This is a genomic window from Exiguobacterium sp. PFWT01 (assembly GCF_018255795.1).
Classification (GTDB): Bacteria; Bacillota; Bacilli; order Exiguobacteriales; family Exiguobacteriaceae; genus Exiguobacterium.
In genome coordinates this window covers 707,919-722,643 of the sequence record NZ_CP073755.1, presented here as the reverse complement: position 1 = coordinate 722,643, position 14,725 = coordinate 707,919, and the positions used below count along the sequence as shown (strand labels likewise).

General features: G+C 52.5%; 13 protein-coding genes. 2 read left to right on the top strand and 11 right to left on the bottom strand.

The features are described 5' to 3' along the window. Positions 1-51: 51 nt before the first annotated feature. From gatB to gatC, 3 genes are read right to left on the bottom strand one after another with little or no spacing between them, the layout of a single operon-like run. Positions 52-1,482 (bottom strand): Asp-tRNA(Asn)/Glu-tRNA(Gln) amidotransferase subunit GatB, encoded by a 1,431-nt coding sequence (gene gatB, locus KD909_RS03755; RefSeq protein ID WP_211782444.1) that lies wholly within the window; start codon positions 1,480-1,482, stop codon positions 52-54. 12 nt (positions 1,483-1,494) lie between these two features. Continuing rightward, complete coding sequence (gatA, locus tag KD909_RS03750) at positions 1,495-2,937, bottom strand: Asp-tRNA(Asn)/Glu-tRNA(Gln) amidotransferase subunit GatA (protein ID WP_211782443.1); 1,443 nt, start codon at positions 2,935-2,937, stop codon at positions 1,495-1,497. An 11-nt stretch (positions 2,938-2,948) separates the two neighbouring features. Further along, positions 2,949-3,239: an Asp-tRNA(Asn)/Glu-tRNA(Gln) amidotransferase subunit GatC gene (gatC, locus tag KD909_RS03745; protein ID WP_012727041.1), complete on the bottom strand. Its 291-nt coding sequence runs from the start codon at positions 3,237-3,239 to the stop codon at positions 2,949-2,951. Positions 3,240-3,453: 214 nt separating this feature from the next. On the opposite strand from gatC, the gene KD909_RS03740 reads away from it, so the two are divergent. After that, a complete protein-coding gene (locus KD909_RS03740) occupies positions 3,454-5,157 on the top strand; it encodes a methyl-accepting chemotaxis protein (RefSeq protein WP_211782442.1) in 1,704 nt (567 codons plus the stop codon). Between the two features lie 40 nt (positions 5,158-5,197). On the opposite strand, the gene KD909_RS03735 is transcribed toward KD909_RS03740, so the two are convergent. From KD909_RS03735 to KD909_RS03725, 3 genes are all read right to left on the bottom strand, one after another. Further along, positions 5,198-6,559 (bottom strand): alanine/glycine:cation symporter family protein, encoded by a 1,362-nt coding sequence (locus KD909_RS03735; RefSeq protein ID WP_211782441.1) that lies wholly within the window; start codon positions 6,557-6,559, stop codon positions 5,198-5,200. Positions 6,560-6,975: 416 nt separating this feature from the next. Beyond that, positions 6,976-7,413 carry a thioredoxin-dependent thiol peroxidase gene (bcp, locus tag KD909_RS03730; RefSeq protein WP_211782440.1) on the bottom strand — a complete coding sequence of 146 codons (438 nt, stop codon included), beginning with the start codon at positions 7,411-7,413 and terminating at the stop codon, positions 6,976-6,978. Between the two features lie 13 nt (positions 7,414-7,426). Further along, positions 7,427-8,230 carry a hypothetical protein gene (locus KD909_RS03725; protein WP_211782439.1) on the bottom strand — a complete coding sequence of 268 codons (804 nt, stop codon included), beginning with the start codon at positions 8,228-8,230 and terminating at the stop codon, positions 7,427-7,429. A gap of 171 nt (positions 8,231-8,401) precedes the next feature. On the opposite strand from KD909_RS03725, the gene pruA reads away from it, so the two are divergent. Next, on the top strand, positions 8,402-9,946 hold the full coding sequence (gene pruA / locus KD909_RS03720) for an L-glutamate gamma-semialdehyde dehydrogenase (RefSeq protein WP_159562777.1): 1,545 nt from the start codon (positions 8,402-8,404) through the stop codon (positions 9,944-9,946). 37 nt (positions 9,947-9,983) lie between these two features. On the opposite strand, the gene KD909_RS03715 is transcribed toward pruA, so the two are convergent. The 5 genes from KD909_RS03715 to ribD form a co-directional block, all read right to left on the bottom strand. Next, positions 9,984-11,219, bottom strand: a complete 1,236-nt coding sequence (locus tag KD909_RS03715) for a GAF and HD-GYP domain-containing protein (protein WP_211782438.1) — start codon at positions 11,217-11,219, stop codon at positions 9,984-9,986. 124 nt (positions 11,220-11,343) lie between these two features. Next, entirely contained in the window at positions 11,344-11,808 is a 465-nt protein-coding gene (ribE, locus tag KD909_RS03710; protein WP_074036107.1) for a 6,7-dimethyl-8-ribityllumazine synthase, read from the bottom strand. After that, positions 11,805-12,989, bottom strand: a complete 1,185-nt coding sequence (gene ribB, locus KD909_RS03705; RefSeq protein WP_211782437.1) for a 3,4-dihydroxy-2-butanone-4-phosphate synthase — start codon at positions 12,987-12,989, stop codon at positions 11,805-11,807. Before ribB ends, ribE (KD909_RS03710) begins: the two co-directional genes overlap by 4 nt. Continuing rightward, on the bottom strand, positions 12,989-13,630 hold the full coding sequence (ribE, locus tag KD909_RS03700; protein ID WP_211782436.1) for a riboflavin synthase: 642 nt from the start codon (positions 13,628-13,630) through the stop codon (positions 12,989-12,991). The genes ribB and ribE (KD909_RS03700) overlap by 1 nt, the downstream gene beginning before the upstream one ends. After that, positions 13,630-14,694, bottom strand: a complete 1,065-nt coding sequence (gene ribD, locus KD909_RS03695; protein WP_211782435.1) for a bifunctional diaminohydroxyphosphoribosylaminopyrimidine deaminase/5-amino-6-(5-phosphoribosylamino)uracil reductase RibD — start codon at positions 14,692-14,694, stop codon at positions 13,630-13,632. The genes ribE (KD909_RS03700) and ribD overlap by 1 nt, the downstream gene beginning before the upstream one ends. Between the last annotated feature and the right edge of the window lie 31 nt (positions 14,695-14,725).

Below are 14,725 nucleotides of genomic sequence, written 5' to 3'. Positions count from 1 at the left end.
CCCTATGCTCAACTCGAGCGAAAAGCGAGACACAAGTGTCTCGCCGCCTGCTTAGCGTTTTGCGATCTCTTCGTGGAACAAGCCATCGAGGAGTGCCGGGTTCGCCATCCCTTTCGTCTGTTTCATGATTTGACCGATGATGAAGCCTTTCGCACGGTCTTTCCCGTTCTTGAAGTCTTCGATCATTTGCGGATGCGCCTCGAACAATTCGAGGATGTAGCCACGGAGTAAGTTCTCGTCCGAGATTTGGGCGAGTCCGTTCGCTTCCACATACGCTTTCGGATCAGCGCCTTCTTCCATCATCGCCGTGAAGACACGCTTCGCGATTTTCGATGAAATCGTCCCTTCTGCGATCAAGCGGATGAGCTCGGCGAGTGATTCCGGTGTCAACTTCATCGTCTCGACCGTTTCATTCGACTTGTTCAAGTGACCGAGCACTTCACCCATGAGCCAGTTCGCTGCCGCTTTCGGCTCCGCACCGGCCGCTGTCGTCGCTTCGAAGAAGTCCGAGAACTCTCGCGTTGACGTGAGGGCTTTTGCGTCGTATGCCGAGAGACCGTATTGGCTCATGTAGCGTTCACGACGAGCTGCCGGCATCTCTGGAATCGTCGCGCGGATGCGCTCTTTCCATGCCTCATCGATTTCGAGACGGACGAGGTCCGGTTCTGGGAAGTAACGGTAGTCCGCTGCCCCTTCTTTAACACGCATGAGAATCGTCTTTTTCGCCGCTTCGTCGTAACGGAGCGTCTCTTGACGCATGACGCCACCTGAAAGAAGCAATTTGCGATGACGCGTCTCTTCATAGTCGAGTGCCTTTAAGACGTTTGAGAACGAGTTCAAGTTCTTGAGCTCTGTCTTCGTACCGAACTTCTCCTGCCCGAATGGACGGACCGAGATGTTACAGTCACAGCGAAGTGATCCCTCTTCCATCTTGACGTCCGAGACGCCAGCGAACGAGAGGACTTCTTTTAAGCGCTCGAGATACGCAACCGCGTCTTTCGGTGAGCGCATGTCCGCTTCACTGACAATCTCGATGAGTGGTGAACCGGTCCGGTTGAAGTCGACGACCGAGTGCTTCTCGCCCGTATGGTTCATCTTCCCGGCATCTTCTTCCAAGTGGACGCGCTCGATGCGGAATCGTTTCATCTCTCCGTCCACTTCGACGTCGACGTGACCGTTTGAGCCGATCGGCTTGTCGAACTGCGAGATTTGATACGCTTTCGGCGTGTCTGGGTAGAAGTAGTTCTTCCGGTCGAACTTCGTATCTGTCGCAATCTCACAGTTGAGTGCCATTGCCGCTTTGATAGCGAGGTTGACCGCTTCTTCGTTCAATTTAGGCAAGACGCCCGGGTGTCCGAGGCAAATCGGACACGTCTGTGTATTCGTTTCGGCACCGTAAGTGCGTGAGCAGCCACACCAAATCTTCGACTTCGTGCTCAGCTCAGCGTGCACCTCGATCCCGATGATCGTTTCAAAGTTCATCGTACGTCCTCCTTAGAGCTGTGGCATCTTGAAACCGCCGTTTGCTTGTTCAAAAGCATGGGCCACGCGGTAAAGTGTTGATTCATCAAAGTAGTTCCCGATAATTTGAAGACCGACCGGGAGACCTTCTGAAAGACCTGCCGGAACTGAGATAGCCGGGATACCGACCAAGTTGACCGGAATCGTCATGATGTCGTTCGCGTACATCGTGAGCGGATCGTCGAGCTGTTCGCCGAGTTTGAACGCTGTCGTCGGAGCAGTTGGTCCAACGATGGCATCATACTCTTCGAATACTTTCGCGAAGTCCTGCTTCATGAGGGTACGGACTTGTTGGGCTTTCTTGTAGAACGCATCGTAGTAACCAGAGCTGAGGGCATATGTCCCGAGCATGATCCGGCGTTTGACCTCGTCCCCGAACCCTTGTTCACGCGAATACGTGAACACTTCGTCGAGCGTGTCCGCCTCGGCGCGACGTCCATAACGGATGCCGTCGAAACGAGCCAAGTTTGAAGAGGCTTCTGACGAGGCGAGCAAGTAGTATGCCGAGAGGGCATACTTCACAGACGGAATCGAAACCGTCTCAATCGTCGCACCGAGAGACTTGAGCGTCTCGATCGCTTTTTCAATCTGTTCACGGACACCAGGCGCGACACCTTCTGCCATGAATTCTTCCGGAAGTGCGAACTTCATGCCCGCCAAATCCTGGTTGAGCGCTGCCATATAGTCCGGCACCTCGACCTCAGCCGACGTCGAGTCCATGTCGCAATGACCCGCAATCGTATTCAATAAGTAAGCATTGTCTTCAACGGTACGCGTGAGCGGGCCGATTTGGTCGAGTGACGACGCGAAGGCGACGAGACCGAAACGTGAGACGAGACCGTATGTCGGCTTCATCCCGACGACACCACAATATGCGGCTGGTTGGCGAATCGAACCACCCGTATCCGAACCGAGGCTGAAGAGGACTTGCCCAGCTGCGACCGATGCCGCTGAACCGCCTGAAGAACCTCCTGGTACACGAGTCGGGTCCCATGGGTTGCGGACCGGCTTGAACGCCGAGTTCTCGTTTGATGAACCCATCGCGAACTCGTCCATATTCAACTTTCCGATTGTGACGGCACCGGCGTCATGAAGACGCTCGACGACCGTCGCATCGTGTGCCGGGACGAAGTTCTCGAGGAACGTCGAGGCACATGTCGTCCGCATCCCTTTTGTGACGATGTTGTCTTTCACACCGATCGGCAAACCGAAGAGCGGGTTGTCTGATGTTTTCGCAAGCTCATCCATGCGCTTCGCTTGCTCGAACGCATCCTCATTGAGCGTCAAAAACGCACCGATTTGATCATCCGTCGCTTCGATGCGGTCGAACGACTCTTTGACGAGGTCCGTGACCGTGACTTCGCCTTCTTTTAATAACGTATGCAGTTTCGCTACACCGTGGTCAAATAAACTCATGAAAGGCCTCCTTACTCAAAGACCGCAGGGACACGGACTTGACCGTTCTCCCAGTCAGGTGCCATCCGTTCGACTTCCTCACGTGGAAGCGATGGACGGACCTCGTCTTTGCGTAGTACGTTTTTCAAATCTAGGGCATGGGTCGTCGGTTCGACACCCGTTGTATCCAGCTCATCGAGTTGCTCGGCGAACTCGAGAATTTTTGTCAATTGCTCCGTGAAGTGCGTCACTTCTTCATCTGTGATCGCAAGTCGGGCAAGTCCGGCGACGTGCCGAACTTCAGCTTCTGTAATACGAGCCAAAATTCCCACCTCCAACAGTTTTCAATACATCGTTCATTATCATACCACTTTTTCATAAGACAAAAAAGGAAATCTATCTTGTGAGAAAATGTCTCCTTTTTGAGAAACTAGGGAAATCTTCTCCGAATATTGACCCGCTTTCGAAATCAGCTATACGGTCGATGTGCGATTCTGATTATGCTAAAGATAGAAAAGATTCGTAAGGAGGAATCGTATGTCGATTCGGAATAAACTCATCACTGCGTTTAGCATCATGTTTGTGCTGCTTCTTGGTGTAAGCGGTTACTCGCTCTACGCGTTGAACTTGGAAAAAGAAGCGCAGCATGACATGACCATCTCCTGGGTTCCAGGCATGGACCAGATTCATCAAGTCGATAAGCAATTGCTTGAAATTCGTCGTCATTTGATTCGTCACGCCCTCGTGGATGACGCGGTGACGAAACAAAACATCGAACGTGACATTCAGGCATCTGTCGCCATTTTGGAACAACGGATGGACGGATATGAAGCGACGATTATCATGGAAGAGGATCAACAGCTCTTCGATGAAGCCAGTATGAATTGGGATAACTTCCAAACGGTCATGAATGAACTCATTCGTATTTCAAACGAAGACGGTGCAGAGGCGGCAGAGGCGTACATTCGCGACACGGCAACGGCAAGTGCCGATACACTTTCGAACTCTCTCGGTCTTCTCGTCAACTTGAACCGCGAAGAGATTCAGTCGGATACGGCCGCTGCCGCAGAATTGTTCGAACAAGTCCGTCTAACGCTCTTCATCGTACTGGGTGTCGCCGCTGTCATGACGATCCTCATGATGCTCTTCATCTTCCGCTCCATCTTTGAGCCACTCAAAGAGTTCAAGACGAAGATGCATGAGCTCGCCACGAGCGATGGCGATTTGACGACATCGATTCCTGTGAAGCGCCGCGACGAGTTTGCCGGACTCGCACGTGACTTCAATCAATTCATCGCCAACTTGCGTCAGTTGATTCTTCAAGTGAACGACGTGACGACAGGCGTGACGAAGCAATCGACTCATATGTATGAAGAGTTGAAAGAACTCGACACATATATGACGACGACCGCTGCGACGACTGAAGACTTGACCGCCGGTATGCAACAGACGGCCGCAAGCGCGCAAGAGATGAACGCTTCCGCCTCGGATATGGAACGGACGATTCATCACATCGTGACGATGGCCGATGAGCGGAAAATCGAAGCGAGACAAATCGATGAGCGTGCCCTCTCCCTCAAGTCACATGCGGTGGAGGCGAAAGAGAATGCCATCAGCGTCCTTCAGTCGACACGCACAAACTTAGAGAAAGCGATGCAAGATGCGAAAGCCGTCCATGAGATCGCGACGCTCACGAACGACATCCTCGACATCGCCGCGCAGACGAACCTCTTGTCACTCAATGCCTCGATTGAAGCGGCTCGTGCCGGAGAGGCCGGACGTGGATTCGCCGTCGTCGCCGACGAAATTCGGAAACTCGCCGAAACGAGCCGGGCGACCGTCGAACGCATTCAAGTCATCTCGACGACCGTCCTTCATTCGGTCGATCATTTGAACGAGAGTTCTGGACAGATGCTCCACTTCCTCGACACAAACGTCTTGAAAGATTATGACCAACTTGAAGAGGCAGCCGGACAATATAGCGAGGACGCAGGTCGCTTCGAAACGACCGCGACCGAGTTCGCCGCCGCTGCCGGGGAGCTCGAACAATTGACGTCGAACATGATCGGCGTCATCCAAGACGTCGCAACGACCGTCAACAACGGGGCACTCGGCACGCAAGAAATCGCTGAAAAAGTGACGATGTCCGTCGAACGTTTCGCCGAGTTGAACCATGCGACGGAACAGTCGCAACAAAAGATGGAAGAACTTGATTCACTGATTCGCCAATTCAAGGTATGACAAAAACCCGCCGACACGTGCTGTCCGGCGGGTTTTCTCATCAAGCGGCAGATGACTGCCGTTCTTTTTTCCGTTCGAGTTCGAATCGTTTTGTCTCGGCGACGACCACACCTGAGAGGAACAAGAGTCCAATCAAGTTCGGGATAGCCATGAGACCGTTGAACACATCCGAGATGGACCAGATCAAATTCAAGTTCGTCGTCATCGCACCGAGTCCCGCGACTAAAATGTAGAGGACACGATATGGGACGATCACTTTTTCCCCGAGTAAATAATACGCTGAACGTTCACCGTAATAACACCAGCCGAGGACGGTCGAATAGGCGAAGAAGACGAGCGAGATCGTCACAATGATTTCACCGATTGGTCCTAAGAAGTAAGCGAACGAGGCTTGCGTCAAGGCAATCCCTTCAAGCCCTTCCGTGTATTGACCACCCATGACGATCGTGAGTCCCGTGATAGAACAGACGATGAGCGTGTCGATCAACACTTGTGTCATCGAAACGAGTGCTTGACGTCCCGGGAAGTCGGTCTTCGCTGCCGCGGCCGCAATCGGTGCAGATCCAAGTCCTGCCTCGTTAGAGAACACACCGCGCGCGACCCCGTAGCGAATCGCGGCACCTAACGCACCCCCACCGATGGCTTCGGCACTGAATGTGCTCGAGAACATTGTCGATAAGGCACCTGGTACCAATTCAAGGTTCATGATGAGAATCACGAGCCCGCTCCCGACATATGCGAAAATCATGAACGGGACGAAGATTCCGACGACTTTTCCGATTGATTTGACACCACCTAAGATGACGAATGCCGTGACCGCCATCATGACGATCCCTGTCACAACCATTGGGATGTTGAACGAGTTGTTCAAGGCGAGACTGATCGAGTTCGTTTGGACCCCGTTCCCAATCCCAAAGGCTGCGACCGATGCAAAGACGGCGAACAAGACGCCGAGCCACTTTTTCTTTAGTCCGTGTTCTAAGTAATACATCGGACCCCCGGCAATTTCGCCGCGTTCATCGACGACACGATATTTGACCGCCAGGATAGCCTCAGCGTATTTCGTCGCCATCCCGACGAAACCAGATAACCACATCCAAACGACAGCACCCGGTCCCCCGAAGACAATCGCCGTCGCGACACCGACCATGTTTCCCGTACCGACCGTGGCCGCCAATGCCGTCATGAGTGCTTGGAAATGCGAGATGTCCCCGCGTTGCTTTTTCTTCGGCTGTTCTGGTTTCGGAATGAACGCCTCTTTCAGACCGACCCCAAGTCGCGTCACTTGGATAAATCCGAGACGGACGGTCAGGAAAATCCCTGTCCCGACAAGTAATATGAGTAAATGTGGCCCCCAGACGAGATTGGATAAACTCGTCAGCCAACTTTCAATTTGATTCACCGTGTTGCTCTCCTCCTACATTCTTGATTTGAGCGCTCTCCCTATATTTTTCAGAACATTCACAATCGAGTCAAGGTACACTGCCTAAAGAAAGCGTTTTCAACACGTTATATAATTGTAATATTTTCCCTGAACCCTTGTATCTAAAAGAATCTTAAAATTTATTTCGAAATATGATTGTAATATATATTCAACTGCATGAGCCCGGATTTCATGATCAATACGAACCGTTAATCGATAGACTACATCTCAATCAGAAATGGAGTGGTTGCAACTGTATAAAGCACGCTCGAAACGGCTTGATAGCAACGACCAATTACGGGCAGGCGAGACTCTTAAGGGAACAAAAAAGACTGTAGACCCATGCGTTGTCTACAGTCTGAAACCGTTCATGACCTTTCCTTCAGTTTCTCGTTTTACGAACGAATGGCAGCCACGACTTCTTCGACGTGACCTTTCACTTTGACGTTGCGCCACTCTTGTTCGATATAGCCGTCCTCGTTGATCAAGAAAGTCGAACGGACGATGCCGTAATATTCTTTCCCGTAATTTTTCTTCAACTGCCAGACGCCGTAAAGCTCGGACACTTCATGATCCTCGTCGACGAGCAGATCAAATGGGAGGTCATTCTTGGCGATAAAGTTTTGATGTTTCTTTTGACTGTCGGCCGATACCCCAAGGACGACCGCGCCTTCCATCTTCGGCAACGCATCGCGGAAATCGCATGCCTCGGTCGTACAACCAGGTGTCGAATCTCGAGGATAGAAGTATAAGACGACTTTCTTGCCGAGATGGTCCTTTAATGAAACCATTTCTCCGTTTTGGTTCGGTAATGAAAATGTTGGTGCGAGCATCTGCTGTTCCTCCTTAGCCAAACGACGGGTCGACGAGTTGTTCGTCAAAGCCATCGATCGCTTCTTCTAGTTTTGTCTTTAACGGGTCAAGCACTTCGATATACTCGACTGGATCTTCCGTTGCAGCCGCTTTTCGGAGCGTCTCCTCGTTACCCGTGTACCACGTCTCATACGCTTTGAAATAGTCGGTCATGATGGTTTGGTTCTCCTCGACCGTCAACGTTTCCGCCATGAGCAGGAAGACGTTATTGTCTGCCTCGAGCGCCATATAGTCCGTCTGTGCGTTGACTTGGTCATAGATCGGACCAGCCTCATCTTCCGGAATCTCGGCGAGACGGGCGTTCGCTTCGGCATTCACTCCGTACTCGTTCGCCTGGACACCGATGAGTAACTCTCCGACCTCGGCAATCACGTCTTTTGGTAAAGCGGCCGGTGTGATGACTAGTGACCACTCATCCCCTTCCTTCACAGCGATTTTACTGAGTCGGTTCGGGAGCAGGTTCCCTTCTTCGTCGATCATCTCATGGACAAGGAACGCCACGTCTCCCTCTTCGTTGACCCAGCTTTCAAAAATCTCACCAGGGGACAATTGACGGGTGACGGCACCGGTCGCCGGAATCTCGGTCAACCGGCCGGCATAATCGATCGACGCGAGTGCCTCGGCATCTCCAGACTCGAGCGCCGCCTGATAGTCTGCGTACACTTCCGTGACAGCGTCCGGCAATGCGCGGTCTGTCTCTTCTACCACCGCCTCTTCCTCGTTTCCACATGCCCCGAGCATGAAGACGAGGAGTAGCGGAATGAACCATTTTTTCATGTTGTTCGTCCTTTCTAAAGCCGTGTTCTCCCCCATCCTATCACGTCTCGATTTCTTGCTCCAATGCCATGTGTTTCTGGAAAATTGTTTCACTAGGATTTCTACGATAATTTCGATACAATACAGACGTAAGCGCTTTAACGCTCAACATCACTTTAAGGGGGAACGAGAATGATTCCATACAAACATGAACCATTCACAGACTTTACACAAAAAGAGAATGCCGAAGCAATCCAAGCGGCAATCGAGAAAGTGAACGGTGAGCTCGGGAAAGACTATCCGCTCGTAATTGGTGGGGAAAAGGTTACGACGGAAGGTAAAATCACGTCTTACAACCCGGCTAACAAAGAAGAAGTGATCGGTCGCGTGTCAAAAGCGAACCAAGAGCTCGCAGAACGTGCGATGCAAGAAGCACTCACAGCATTTGACTCATGGCGCCATGTCGACCCGGCTGTCCGCGCCGACGTCTTGTTCAAAGCAGCGAACATCGTCCGCAAACGTAAGCATGAGTTCTCGGCTTACCTCGTCAAAGAAGCGGGTAAACCGTGGAACGAGGCAGATGCGGATACAGCGGAAGCAATCGACTTCATGGAATATTATGCACGTCAAATGCTCGAACTCAAACCAGGCAAGAAAGTGGAGAGCCGCCCAGGCGAATACAACCGGTATGACTACATCCCACTCGGGGTCGGGATCGTCATCAGCCCATGGAACTTCCCATTCGCAATCATGGCCGGTACAGCAGTTGCTGCCATCGTCGCCGGTAACACAATTCTCTTGAAACCAGCTTCGACGACGCCAATCGTCGCTGCGAAATTCGTCGAAGTGATGGAAGAGGCAGGTCTTCCAAAAGGCGTGCTCAACTTCATCCCGGGACCGGGTGCAGAAGTCGGGGACTATCTCGTCGACCATCCGAAGACACGCTTCATCAGCTTCACAGGATCGCGTGATGTGGGACTCCGCATCAACGAACGTGCGTCTAAGTTGAACGAAGGTCAAATTTGGCTCAAACGCGTGATCGCGGAGATGGGTGGAAAAGATACAATCGTCGTCGACGAATCAGCCGACCTCGAGCTCGCTGCACAATCGATCGTGAAATCGGCATTCGGTTTCTCTGGTCAGAAGTGTTCGGCTTGTTCACGTGCCGTCATCGTCGACAGCGTCTACGATACGGTACTCGACCGCGTCGTCGAACTCACGAACGAACTCTCTGTCGGAAACACAGAGAAGAACGAACACTTCATGGGTCCGGTCATCGATGCATCGGCCTTCAAGAAGATCACATCGTACTTCGATGTCGCAAAAGAAGAAGGACGCATCGTCGCAGGTGGGAAAGCGGACGACTCGACAGGCTACTTCATCGAGCCGACTGTCGTCGCAGACGTCGACCCGAAAGCACGTCTCATGCAAGAAGAGATTTTCGGACCAATCGTCGCCTTCACGAAAGCGAAAGACTTCAAAGAAGCAATCGACATCGCGAACAACACAGAATACGGCTTGACAGGTGCGGTGCTCACACGTGACCGGATGAATCAAGAATACGCTCGCCAAAACTTCCACGTTGGGAACCTCTACTTCAACCGTGGTTGCACAGGCGCAATCGTCGGCTATCAGCCTTTCGGTGGATTCAACATGTCAGGTACGGATTCAAAAGCAGGTGGCCCGGATTACATCCAACTCCACATGCAAGCGAAAACAACATCTGAAACGTTCTAATCAAAAAGGAGACGCTCCCCGAGGGGACGTCTCCTTTTTAGTGTGCTTTAAATGTCTGATCGAACATAATGGCGATTTCTTCTTGATGAGCCAGGAATAATTCGAACAAAGTCGGGTCGAACGCTCCTTCCATATCTCGCATCGCAAGAATCGCATCCTCATGAGTATAGGCCGGTTTATACGGTCGGACCGTCCGTAGTGCGTCATAGACGTCGATGATGGTGACGATTCGAGCCGCGAGCGGGATGTCTTCCCCTTTCAGTCCTTGGTTGTACCCGGTGCCGTCCCAGCGCTCGTGATGATACAGTGCGATGTGATAGGCCATTTGAATGAAGTAATTCTGAGGGAACTGTGTCTGCAAATCCTTCAACACTTCGCCGCCGACACGCACATGGTCGCGCATGAATACCCATTCCTGGTCGGACAGTTGATTCGCTTTGAGTAAGATTGCGTCCGGAACAGAGATTTTGCCGATATCATGGAGCGGTGCCGCGAGACGGATTCCTTCGATGAAGAGCGGTGACACTTCCGCATGGTGATGATCGTATAAAATCGTCGCGAACAGCGTCGACAAATCCTGCACCCGCTCGATATGGTTCCCCGTCTCGTTGTTACGGAGTGCGGACAGACGTAACAGCGTGCGGACAAGCCCCTCTTGATAATCGATCAATTCTTTTTCACGCTCGGCGAGGACCCGCTGCGCTTCTTCCCGCCCGGCCTCGATGCGGTGTCGCTCGACCGCCCCGAGCAGCGCATTGCTGAAATCTTGTAGCGCCTGTTGTTCGTACTCCGTGTACGTCCGTTCCGAGACGACGGAATCAAACCCGACAAATCCCTGACACGACTTCCCTTGCATCATGGGGACCGCGAGCAAACTTTGAATCGCTTGCGGTTCTAAGATGGCGCGGACGGCGCTCCCTTCAGGTAGATCGGCGACCCGTGGAATATACATCGTCTCACCCGCCACATGGGTATTCACCCACTCGGGCAGCACATCAATCGGCACGTCTTGAAGATTGTCCATTTCAGCCGTGATTCCTTCGGCGCACCATTCGAACGTGTTATGGCAGACTTGATTCGTAAAATCGTAATCGAAGACATAGACGCGGTCGACCGCGAAATAATGTCCGAGTTCGGCTAGCGATTGGTCAACCCGCTTTTTGAAATCCGCAATCTCTGTCGTTAAAAAACGATTGAGGAGTGACGAAAGCAGGTGATGGAGTCGCTCTTGTTGTTGTAACTGTAACGTCAATGATTCGTGCGAAGTTGCCATATGCCAAACCTCCCTTATCGTTCAAATACATGCATTCGTTCCATGCACTTATTTTACCCATTTTTCAGTTTTTTCATCCTAGTTCAACCATTTGAAAAACCGGGTGATTGTCACCCGGTTTTGATTAGACTTGCTTTAACAGATTGGCCATCTCGATGGCAGAAGTCGCCGCTTCCCACCCTTTGTTGCCTGCTTTTGTTCCTGCACGCTCAATCGCCTGCTCAATCGTCTCCGTCGTCAACACGCCGAAGATGACCGGGACTTCGGATTGATAGCTCGCCTGGGCGATCCCTTTTGCCGCTTCGTTACAGACGTAATCAAAATGCGGGGTCGCACCACGAATGACGGCTCCGAGCGTGATGACCGCGTCGTATTGTTTGCTCATCGCCATTTTTTTCGCGACGAGCGGGAGTTCAAATGCTCCTGGGACGAAGGCGAGCGACACATCCTCTTCCTTCACTCCATGACGTTTCAAGGCATCCTTCGCCCCGTCAAGCAGACGCATCGTGATCAAGTCGTTGAACCGTCCGACGACGATTCCAATCTTTAATCCTTCTCCAACTAAGTTTCCTTCAAATGTATAGGTCATGTCCATGTTCCTCCAATATGATTCATTTTGAGTTGTTTCGTCAGACGATATGATTCGTTCGCTTCATGCGCACCGACATGAATCGGAACGCGTTCGACGACTGTGATGCCACATGATTCCAAGGCATCGACTTTATCGGGATTGTTCGTCATGAGCCGGACATGGGTGACGCCAAGATCACGAAGCATCGCCGCGCTCACCCGATAGTCCCGAAGGTCCGGATGAAACCCGAGTGCCACGTTCGCCTCGACCGTATCCAATCCATTCTCTTGAAGGGCGTACGCCTTCAGTTTGTTCAACAGTCCGATGCCTCGCCCTTCTTGACGCATATAGAGCACGATGCCCGATTCCTGCTCGATTCGTGCCATCGCCGTGTCCAGTTGCGGACCGCAGTCACATCGGAACGAACCGAAGACGTCACCGGTCAGACATTCGGAGTGAATGCGAACGAGCGGGACCTCCTCAAGTGTCTCCGTCACGAGCGCCACATGCTCTTCACGGTCCATTCGATTCTCATACCCTATCATGCGAAACGTTCCTTTTGAGGAAGGTAGGGACACGTCCGCAACACGTGTGACGAGGTTCTCCTCCATATATCGGACTAACGCTTCGATAGTGATGAATGCCAACCCGTGGCGTTCAGCGACTTGTACCAAATCAGGTACGCGTGCCATCTCCCCGTCCTCTCGAATGATTTCACAGATGACCGCGACCGGCTCACTTCCTGCGAGTCGCGCCAGGTCGACAGACGCTTCGGTATGACCTCGGCGAACGGAGACGCCTCCCTTCTTCGCAATGAGCGGGAACAGATGTCCAGGACGTTGAAAATCGGATGGATGGGACGATGGGTTCGCTAACTCACGAACGGTGTGAGACCGTTCACTCGCCGAGATACCAGTCGTCGAATCGATATGGTCGACACTGACCGTGAAGGCGGTACCGTGTGGGTCTGTACTGTTCGTCACCATCGGCGCGAGGTCGAGACGAACTGCCACTTCTTCTGCTACGGCGCTACAGACGAGTCCTTTCCCTTCCGTGATCAAAAAGTTCATCGTTTCCGGTGTCATCTTGTCACCGAGTACGACAAAGTCCCCTTCATTCTCACGGTCCTCATCATCCACGACGATGATGGGACGTCCTCGTCTCAGTTCCTCAACCGCCCGTTCAATCGAATCAAACATTACCATCCCGCCTTTCCATATCCTTGTTCCGCCAAAGACTCGAGCGTCATCTTCGACTGCCCGACGACCTTTTCCATATATTTTGCTAACAGATCACATTCTAAATTGACTAAATCACCCGTCTGTTTCATCCCAAGCACGGTCTCGCTGTATGTGTGTGGAATCAAGGACAGGGTAAACCCACGCTCTGACACGTCAAACACAGTCAAACTCGTTCCATCTACACATATCGAGCCTTTCGGGACAATGTAGGAAAGGAGCGCGCGGTCACACTGTATATCGACATAGACCGCATTCGCGAGCGGACGTTTCTTCGTGATTCGCCCGACCCCGTCGACATGACCGGATACGAAATGTCCGCCAAACCGTCCGTTCGCCGGCATCGCTCGTTCGAGATTGACAGGTGTTCCAGGCTTGACCCCATCTAGACTCGATGCCTTCAACGTTTCTGGCATGACATCGACAGAGAACGTCGCGTCATCGAACGTCGTCACCGTGAGGCAGATCCCATTCACGGCAATGCTGTCCCCGAGCTTCACATCGTCAAGCACTTTCACAGCGGACAAGACGAGTCGTAAAGACGGTCCGTTGCGCTTGACCGCTTTGACCGATCCGATTTCTTCTACGATTCCCGTGAACATCAGAGCGCCCCCTTTCGAAGGACGACTTTTAGGTCGGGGCCAATCGTTTCAACCTGATGAATCGTAAAACGGGATATCCCATCGATTGTCCCTTCCTGCTGTGAGCGATAGACGCCATGTTTTCCACCGAACACCCGTGGTGATTGATAGGCGACCCATTCGTCCACGTAGCCTCCATCAAGAAGGGAAGTGACGAGCGTCGGTCCGGCCTCAATCAACACACGCCCGATTCCATTTGCGTATAGCGTCTCAAGAACCGTACCGAGTGACGTGTAATCGAATAATTCGATTCCGGCGGCTTTGGCTCGTTCACGTCGTTCGGCTTCATCTGACGAAGTGAAGAGGAGCACCGGGACGTCTTCGGCGGTACGTGCTAACGTACTGGCGAACGGTAACCTAAGGTCACGGTCGAGCACGACTCGTTTCGGCTGACGCGTCACGCGGTCCAATCGAACCGTGAGCGATGGGTCATCCGCGAGCACCGTGCCAATCCCGGTCAATATCGCATCGACCGTGGCACGAAGTTCATGCACATCACGACGGGCTTCTGAACTCGTCACCCATTGACTCTCCCCCGTCTCTAAGGCGACTTTCCCATCGAGACTCGTCGCCGTCTTCAAGATGACGTATGGTCGTTTCGTTTCAAGCGACCGCAAGAACGCTGGATTCAAGGCACGCGCTTCCGCCTCAAGCAACCCCACATCGACTTCGACACCGGCCGCTTGCAGGCGCATGATCCCGTTGCCTGCGACGAGCGGGTTCGGATCTTTCATGGCGACGACGACACGTTTGATCCCCGATTCCACAATCAAATCGGCGCACGGTGGTGTCTTGCCATGATGTGAGCATGGTTCGAGCGTGACATATAAGGTCGCCCCATATGCAGCCGCACCGGCCATTCGGATCGCATGCACTTCAGCATGTGGTTCGCCCGCCTTAAGGTGAGCACCCATCCCAACGATGCGCCCGTCTTTCACGAGAACGGCACCGACGAGTGGATTGACGCCGGTCTGTCCATCGGCTGATTTCGCCAATTGAATGGCCTGTTCCATGTACTGTTTCATCGTTCTCCCTCCTTTTTCCGTACAAACAAAA

Coding starts and splice junctions, on each gene's coding strand:
- gatB (WP_211782444.1), bottom strand. CDS start 1,482: ATGAACTTTGAAACGATCATCGGGATCGAGGTGCACGCTGAGCTGAGC.
- gatA (WP_211782443.1), bottom strand. CDS start 2,937: ATGAGTTTATTTGACCACGGTGTAGCGAAACTGCATACGTTATTAAAA.
- KD909_RS03740 (WP_211782442.1), top strand. CDS start 3,454: ATGTCGATTCGGAATAAACTCATCACTGCGTTTAGCATCATGTTTGTG.
- bcp (WP_211782440.1), bottom strand. CDS start 7,413: ATGCTCGCACCAACATTTTCATTACCGAACCAAAACGGAGAAATGGTT.
- KD909_RS03725 (WP_211782439.1), bottom strand. CDS start 8,230: ATGAAAAAATGGTTCATTCCGCTACTCCTCGTCTTCATGCTCGGGGCA.
- pruA (WP_159562777.1), top strand. CDS start 8,402: ATGATTCCATACAAACATGAACCATTCACAGACTTTACACAAAAAGAG.
- KD909_RS03715 (WP_211782438.1), bottom strand. CDS start 11,219: ATGGCAACTTCGCACGAATCATTGACGTTACAGTTACAACAACAAGAG.
- ribE (WP_074036107.1), bottom strand. CDS start 11,808: ATGACCTATACATTTGAAGGAAACTTAGTTGGAGAAGGATTAAAGATT.
- ribB (WP_211782437.1), bottom strand. CDS start 12,989: ATGTTTGATTCGATTGAACGGGCGGTTGAGGAACTGAGACGAGGACGT.
- ribE (WP_211782436.1), bottom strand. CDS start 13,630: ATGTTCACGGGAATCGTAGAAGAAATCGGATCGGTCAAAGCGGTCAAG.
- ribD (WP_211782435.1), bottom strand. CDS start 14,694: ATGAAACAGTACATGGAACAGGCCATTCAATTGGCGAAATCAGCCGAT.